This window comes from Paenibacillus sp. (assembly GCF_035645235.1).
Classification (GTDB): domain Bacteria; phylum Bacillota; class Bacilli; order Paenibacillales; family YIM-B00363; genus Paenibacillus_AE.
The window spans coordinates 1-7,644 of sequence record NZ_DASQMZ010000108.1 but is presented as its reverse complement, the minus strand read 5'-3'; the positions used below and the strand labels follow the sequence as shown (position 1 = coordinate 7,644).

General features: G+C 58.2%; 8 protein-coding genes. All 8 read right to left on the bottom strand.

Going from position 1 to position 7,644, the window contains the following annotated elements; all coding sequences use genetic code 11:
* Positions 1-245: 245 nt before the first annotated feature.
* Positions 246-434, bottom strand: a complete 189-nt coding sequence (gene yhfH / locus VEZ38_RS10075) for a protein YhfH (RefSeq protein ID WP_324893229.1) — start codon at positions 432-434, stop codon at positions 246-248.
* A 98-nt stretch (positions 435-532) separates the two neighbouring features.
* A complete protein-coding gene (locus VEZ38_RS10070; protein ID WP_324893228.1) occupies positions 533-1,024 on the bottom strand; it encodes a hypothetical protein in 492 nt (163 codons plus the stop codon).
* Positions 1,025-1,071: 47 nt separating this feature from the next.
* Positions 1,072-1,335 carry a hypothetical protein gene (locus tag VEZ38_RS10065; RefSeq protein ID WP_324893227.1) on the bottom strand — a complete coding sequence of 88 codons (264 nt, stop codon included), beginning with the start codon at positions 1,333-1,335 and terminating at the stop codon, positions 1,072-1,074.
* Positions 1,335-3,641, bottom strand: a complete 2,307-nt coding sequence (locus VEZ38_RS10060; protein ID WP_324893226.1) for a thiamine pyrophosphate-dependent enzyme — start codon at positions 3,639-3,641, stop codon at positions 1,335-1,337. The genes VEZ38_RS10065 and VEZ38_RS10060 overlap by 1 nt, the downstream gene beginning before the upstream one ends.
* A 31-nt stretch (positions 3,642-3,672) precedes the next feature.
* A complete protein-coding gene (locus tag VEZ38_RS10055) occupies positions 3,673-4,680 on the bottom strand; it encodes a 2-oxoacid:acceptor oxidoreductase family protein (RefSeq protein WP_324893225.1) in 1,008 nt (335 codons plus the stop codon).
* 211 nt (positions 4,681-4,891) lie between these two features.
* Positions 4,892-5,938, bottom strand: a complete 1,047-nt coding sequence (locus tag VEZ38_RS10050) for an HD-GYP domain-containing protein (protein WP_324893224.1) — start codon at positions 5,936-5,938, stop codon at positions 4,892-4,894.
* 106 nt (positions 5,939-6,044) lie between these two features.
* Complete coding sequence (locus VEZ38_RS10045; protein WP_324893223.1) at positions 6,045-6,725, bottom strand: response regulator transcription factor; 681 nt, start codon at positions 6,723-6,725, stop codon at positions 6,045-6,047.
* Positions 6,726-6,978: 253 nt separating this feature from the next.
* Positions 6,979-7,644 (bottom strand): DUF445 family protein (locus VEZ38_RS10040; protein ID WP_324893222.1); only part of this gene is annotated, 666 nt, incomplete at its 5' end.

The window sequence follows — 7,644 nt, the reverse complement described above, 5'->3', positions numbered from 1 at the left end:
AAATATTCTACCGGACGGTTCGGGACCATAATCTCTCCGTAAATGGCCGCCATGACCGCTTCGATGACAAAACGCCGTTTCATCAGGCGCCCTCCTTCCCGGACAATCCGAAATCGACTCTATACATACATAACATAAATGGACGAAAAAGTTAAGATTCATTCCGCCCGATTCGGTCCAAGGCGCAAAAAACAACCCCCGACGCCCGAAGCACCGCCGGAGGTTGAAGAACGTGCATGCCTAGCTTATCCCGCCGCGGACGTTCGATTCCCCGCGAACCGAGGCGACAACGATAACGGAACGACCTGCAAATCCAGACAATCGAAGCAATGGTTCCAATAGCAATCCGCTTGCTCGTGCAGCTCCGCGCCGCAGGAACGGCATTGCTTGGGCGGCAGCGTATCGAAAAATTGGACGACGGACAGCTGTTTCACTCGCCTTCACCGCCTTGTCTTTAGCTTCTGCTCCCATTGTACCGGAACGAAGGCACGTTCGACAAGCCCAATCTTGCAAGCGCTCCCATTGTCTTTCCTTACGACTCGCCGCCCGTCAGTTCAAGCGCCGTCACGACTTTCTGCATTCGCAAGTACTCGTTCTTCTCCAGCGTCGGCTTAAAATAGCCGAACAAATACGCCGCTTCGATAAAGCTGAGCTTCGGATAGCAGACGACCTCGTTGTTCGTGAACGGATTATCCATCAAAATTTGCCAATCCCCATCCCGCTCGGAGGCCGGCACCGTCTCGAACGCGTACCGCTTCCAGCGCGCCTTCTCGCCGAGCTCGTCCCAAACGATCTGCCAGGCGGGGCTGAAACGCGCCGGCTCCGGGAACGCCCCCCGGCACCAAGCGAGCCGTTCCTCGAACGCCTCGAAGCTCCCGTCATCCACTTCCTTGAGCGCCTGTTCGAACTGATCCACGAGCACGCGGAACGCGTCGTACCCGGCCTTATCGACCGTCTCCTTCAGCTCGTCCCGCCGATTCGCCTCGCCCATCCATTGGTAAAAATTCGTCGAAGTAAACAGCATGTCTTTACCCTTCCTGCCCGGCCGCGTGCAAGAAAACAAGTTCCGCCTTATCGGGCGGAACTTGTTTCTACGCGAAGCGTTCCGTCGTCGTCGAGAAACAACTTCCGGCTGGCATCGTTATTAAGCTTGACGTTGAACACCTTCAGCTTCGCATCCTTCACCTCGAGCGGCTGCCACCCGAGGGGAGCGGCAGCCGCCGCCTCCTCCTCGGTCGCCCACCAAGCGGCGCCGTAATAATCGAGGTCGTAGACGTTACGCAGCACGGCGGCCGCGATCTCGCCAGTGTCCTTGTGCCGTAATACGTAAGGCATTACAAGTAAGGATTCTCGTGTTTCGCCTTCAGACGGCTCCAGCGGCGATCCACTTCGTTTTCGAACGATTTGTACGCTTCCGCATACTCCGGCTTCGTCATGTGCTTCGTCTTGCCCATCTGCTTCAGCCAATCGGAGAGCGGCACGCGCTTGTTTTTCTCTTCCGGATTGTACGTAATGTTCGTCACGCCGTGCTCGATTTCGTACAGCGGGAAGAAGCAAGAGTTGACCGCGTTGTCGATAATCGTCTGGCCGTCCTTCTCTTCGGAAAGCCAGTTCAGCGGGCAAGTGATCAAGATCTTTCCGTATACCATGCCCTCGTTCTGCGCGTAATATTGCGCCTTGGCGGCTTTGCGCAGCAAATCCTGAGGCTGGGACTCGGAGCCGGTGAAGACGTACGGAATGTTCGTCGCCGCCATAATTTGCGCCGTGTCCTTATGGTGGAACAGCTTGCCGCCTTGGTGCTTGCCGACGTTCGACGTCGAGGTGCGATGGCCGAGCGGCGTCGAATAGGACAATTGCGCGCCCGTGTTCATGTAGCCCTCGTTATCGTACTCGAGCACGATCATCTTATGGTTCCGAAGCGCGGCGCCGATCGCCGGCCCCATGCCGATGTCCATGCCGCCGTCGCCCGTAATCATGACGAACGTAAAGTCGTCCTTCAGGCCGTACTGATCGAGCTCGCCGCGGCGCTTGCGCTCCCAGAACATCTCGACGACGCCGGACAGCGTTGCCGCGCCGTTCTGGAACAAGTTGTGGATGTACGTCGCCTTATGAGACGAATACGGGAAGCCGGTCGTGACGACCATCGCGCAGCCCGTGTGGTACAGCGCTACGATGTCGCCCTCGATGCCCTTGAAGAACAATTCGAGCCCCGAGAAAATGCCGCAGCCCGGGCACGCGCCGTGGCCCGGCGCCATCCGCTTCGGCTTCTTCGTCAGCTGCCGAATCGGCGGAACTTTGACCTTCAGCTGGCCGGTCTCTTCGTCTTTGTTAACGGTAATCAGACCCGTCTTAAGGTCTTCGTACGCCATCGGCTCGAGGATACGCTTCGGCGCCTTGTCCGGGTCGCCCGGCGTGTGGCCGTAGTAATCGAACGGAACTTCGACTTTGCCCTTCTCGGCCGCGTCGATCGCGAGCTCGAAGAACGCGTGCGCGTCCTCGAGGAAGTAATCTTTGCCCCCGAGGCCGTAGATGCGGGAGATGACGTGAATGTCTTTCACGCCGTGCGTGAACAGCGCCGCCTTCACCTCGAGCGTCATGTTGCCGCCCTTCGCTCCGTACGAATCCGCGCGGTCCGCGACGACGACCGCTTTAACGTTCTTCAGCGCTTCGGCGATCTGCTTGCCCGGGAACGGACGGATCATGTTCGGCGCGATCGAGCCGGCCTTCACGCCTTTGGCGCGAAGCTGGTCGACGGCGACTTTCGTGATTTCGGAAGCGGAGTTAAGCGTGAACAGCACGACCTCCGCGTCGTCCATCATGTACAGATCGAGGATCGGATAGTCTCGGCCTGTCAGCGCCGCGTATTCCTTGCGGATTTCGTCGAACACTTCTTCCGCGTTGTACATCGCTACGGACTGCTGGTAGCAGTTGTTAATATAGTCCGGCTCGTTCATGTACGGGCCGACGGTGATCGGATTGTTGCGGTCGAGCACATGCGGGAAGCCTTGCGGCGGCTGCTCGCCTACGAACGCCTGGACGTCCGCCTTGTTGGCGAACGTCTGCACGCGGCGCTTCTGGTGCGACGTGAAATAGCCGTCGGACGCGACGAGCACGGGGAGACGCACCTTCGGATGCTCGGCCAGCTTGATCGCCATGATGTTCATATCGTACACGGCCTGCGGGTCGCGGCACATCAGAATCGGCCAGCCCGTGTTCAGCGCGAAATACAAATCGGAATGGTCGCCGTGAATGTTGAGCGGTCCGGATACCGAACGGCACACCAGGTTCATGACCATCGGGAACCGCGTGCCGGACTGTACGGGCATCTGCTCGAGCATGTACAGGTAGCCGTTGGCGCTCGTCGCATTGAATACCCGGCCGCCCGCCGTGGACGCGCCGTAGCAGATGCCCGCCGAACCGTGCTCCCCGTCCGCCGGGATCAACTTAATGTCGTGCTGCCCGTTCGCCTTCATCAAATCGAGGAATTGCGCGACCTCGGTCGACGGGGAAATCGGGAAATACCCCATAATATGATAGTTGATTTGATGCGCCGCATAGGCCGCCATCTCGTTGCCGGATTCGTAAACGATCCGCTGCTCGACGGTGCCGGCGCTCATTTCCTTTTCGAATTCGATCGCCATGCTTGGTCCCCTCTCCCTTCCTTAGCCGTGATTATGCTTGCACCAGGTTGAATTTATGAGGCACGCGGTGCTCCTCGCCGTAGCCGTCCGTCTCGCGCGCGGAGCTGAGCGCTTCCGTCGGGCAAGCCGTGACGCACTTGAGGCACCCCTTGCAATATTGATAATCGATTCCTTGCAGGAACATCTGCGGACGCCCCTTCTTGTCCGGCTGTTCGTCCCAGACGAAGCAGAAATCCGGGCAGGCCGTGTCGCACGCCGCGCAATGAATGCACTTGTCGTCGTCGAAGTGCGGCATCATGCCGCTGCGGGAGATGCTAAGGTCTTTCAGGATGCTATTGCCCGGGTTGATGACGACGCCGCCGATCGGCTGCGTCTCGTAGCCGAGCACCGGAATGTCCCAACGCTTCGGGAGCGGCATCTCGACGCCCTCCGGCAGCTCGAACGTGCGGAATTGCACTTCGTCGTAGCCGCGCTGGAACGTGCGGAGCGCCGGCTCGACGGCTTGCGGATATTTCTTCTCGAGCGACTTGCGGATGACGCCGCGCATATGGTCCGCGTCGAGGAAGTCGCAAAGCCGGAACAGCGCGCCGAGCATCGCCATGTTCGCGCGGTTTTTCTCCTCGAGCGCGATGCCCGTCGCGTCGATGACCGCGACCGTGCCGCCGACGAGCTTCATCTTCTCTTTCAGCTCTTCCGGCGTGCGCGCGGAATTGACGAGCACCGTGCTGTCTGCGTAGATGCCGCTGACGACGTTGATCGTCTTCGATAAATTTTCGTGAAAGATACCAACGATATGCGGTCGCTCGACCGGCGTCGTATCCCGAATGTCCGCGTTCGTATCGCAGAATCGTATGTGCGCCTTGACGGGCGATCCTTTCTTCTCGGAGCCGTACGACGAGAAGCTGACGCCGTTGAATCCGCTTCCAACAACGCCTGATTCCGCAAGCATCTTCCCGGCCAAGTTCGCGCCGAGACCGCCGATCGATTCCAGTCGAATTTCGAAAAAGCCGAGGTCGTTCGTTTTTGGCAATTGTGCCATGAAGCTCTCCCCTTCCCTGATCCCCACCGACCAATCTTTGAAACAGAACCTTACGTAGTAGTATAACAGGATTTACCGTTGTTGCGAACAATTTTTTTGCTTCCGCGCGAAAAGAAAAGCCGCAAGCGGCAAGCGCTTCGGCCTATTGATATAAACAGTGATGGTCTATTCTATAACACAGTTTCGCAAAATCTATGTAAGCGCGTTCCTCTCAACCGACCAGGCGTTCGATTTTCAGCTGCGTGTTACGGCGCAGATCGACGAACTGTCCGTCCACTTGGACAAGCGGGTGAATCGGGTCGTCCGGGTAGACGAGCACGATGCTTCCGGTCGATTGATTCGTCAGCAGCACCTCGCAGCCGATCGACATCTCCATCATCCGGTGCACGAACAGGTTGCAGATGAACGGATCCATCTTGCCGAAGCCGTCCTCCTTCATCTGCAGCAGCACTTTGTAAAAAGGAATTTCGCCCCGGTACACCCGATTGGTCGTCATCGCGTGAAACACGTCGGCGACGGCGACGATTTTGCTAAAATAAGACATCTTATCGCCCGTAATCCCGAACGGGTACCCCTTCCCGTCCAACCGTTCATGGTGCTGAAGCGCCACGACGGGCACCTCCGGGGGAAGGTCGTTCCGGGCGGTCAAAATCTCGTGACCGTACGTCGTGTGCCTCTTCATCAGGGCATATTCTTCGTCCGTGAACTTGCCGGGTTTATTTAAGATATCGTCTTCGATTTTCACCTTGCCGATATCGTGCAGCGCCGCCGCGAGCGTTAGCGTCTGCAATTTCTCCGAGTCGAGGTTCAGCCACTTGCCGATCATCGTCGAAATGACCGATACGCCGATATTATGCCGGAACGTGTAATCGTCCTTCGCCTGAAGGCCGGCCAGCAAGCCGAACAGCGTCGGCACCTCGATCGCCTCTTGGATGGACGGAATCAGATTGGACTTCATCTCGCTGACCGTCGGCGCCTCCCCCGCGCGAAAGCGGACGAAGACGTCTTTCATCTCCTCCGTCGCATGGGAGACGAGCACGTCGTTCGTCTTCTTCCCCGGCGGAGGCGGCGCGGGCGCTTGAGGCTCGGATGAGGCGCCGGGGCGCACTTTCAGATGATGGGGAAGAATCGTAATATTGTGTTTCTTGATCAAATCGATGTGGATTTCGCTAAGTTCCGTGTTCGCCGGGATTACAAGCAGGCCTTGCCCGTTGAAGACGTCGTTTTTTACCACGCTGCCGATCAAGCGATCCAACATCTTGATTCTCCTTCCGCAGGCTCGTTCTATTTATTTTACTTTATAAACGACTATTGTCATAGTGACTGCCGTCATTTTATGGAAGCGCTCGATTCGTCGTATGCTTTTACGTCGCTTGGCTTTGAAAACCGGAATCCCGCAGGAAAATGACCGCCTTCGCCCGGTCGCGGACGCCGATCTTCTCGTAAACGCTGCTGACGTAATTGCGCACGGTGCCGTCGCTGTACATGAGCGCTTCGGCGATTTGCCGGTTGTTTAACCCTTTGGCCATCAGCAGCGAAATCTCGAATTCCTTCTCCGTCAGGCGGAACCGCTCCAACAGCGATTGAACGTGCCTCGTCCCGTACCGCTCCCCGGCCATCATCCGGAACAGCTTATTGGACAACTTCTTCGCGAGCCGTTCGGGCAAAAACAGATGCCCCTTCAGCACGCTTCGAATTTGTCCGAGCAATTCGTCCCACTCGATGTCCTTTAGCAGAAATCCGTTCGCGCCGGCGGCGAGCGCCTGGATCAATTCGTCGTCTTCCATGTCCGCCGCGAACAAGATGACCTTCGTGTCCGGCAGCCGTTCCTTAAACCAGACGACCTGCTCGATTCCGTTCGACAGCTGCAGCCCCGTATCGATAATGACGGCGGAGGGGCGAAGCAGCGCCCCCGCTTCGCGCAGCTCGGAGCCGTTCTCGGCCGTGGCGGCCACCTTCAAATCCGGTTCCAAATCTATAATTTTTCGGATGCCCTCCCGAAGGAGCGTCTGCTGTTCCGCAATGACGATCGTATATGGCTTCATGCGAACCTCCGACTTTCTAACTTCTTCCAAATTATTATAAAGAAAGCTGTCGGTCATGGGGATAAGATTTGAAGCGCGTTAATTTTTTTGCGTCGACCTGCAACCTTTTGCGAGTATATCCCGTTATAGGCGCCTCCGACAGCGCGACGCCGGCGGAGCGATCGCATGAAAAAAAAGCCCCGATCCCGGAGGATCGAGGCGTACGCGGTGTTACCGTGCTTTTGCTCGCGAAAACATGGGGAACGGCGCCTCGCTACGCGCCGACGACGAACCAATGCAGCAGCCCGAATCCGATGCCGATCGCGAACCCGCAGAGGGCGCCGTTCACCCGGATCCATTGCAAATCCTTCCCGACGTGTTCCTCCATCATCGCGATCAACGTCTCGTCGTCCAGCTTGTCCGCGTTCTCCTTCACAAGCTGACCGATGACGCCGTGATTGTTTTCGACGAACGTCGCCGCTTGGTGTCGAATCCATTCGTCTACCGACTCGAGCGCGCCGGGCCGCTCCGAAGCGCGGGCGAGCGCGCCGCGAAGGAGCGGTACGACCGCTTCCCTGCAATAATCGGCATTCGCGAGCTTGCCCTCCAACGCCTCCAGCGCGGAGGCCGCCAGCTCACGGATCGGGTCGTCGCCTTCGCCGCCCCCCCGCGCCAGCGACGCTTGCAAACGTTCGATCTCCTCGATCGCCCTTTCATTCTCGCCGAGGTCTCGCATCGCGCCGCGCATTGCCTCGAGCGCGGCGTCCCGGTACGCGTTGCCCGGCTTTCGCAAATCGAATAAAAATCCGATCAGGAACTCCTGCAGCATGCCGCCCAGCTTGTCTTCGTTCATGAACCCGGCGAACGCGTTCACCGCGAAGCCCATAAAGCCGCCAAGCTGCATCCCTTCGAGCGAGCGAAGCGCCATCGCGCCCATCCG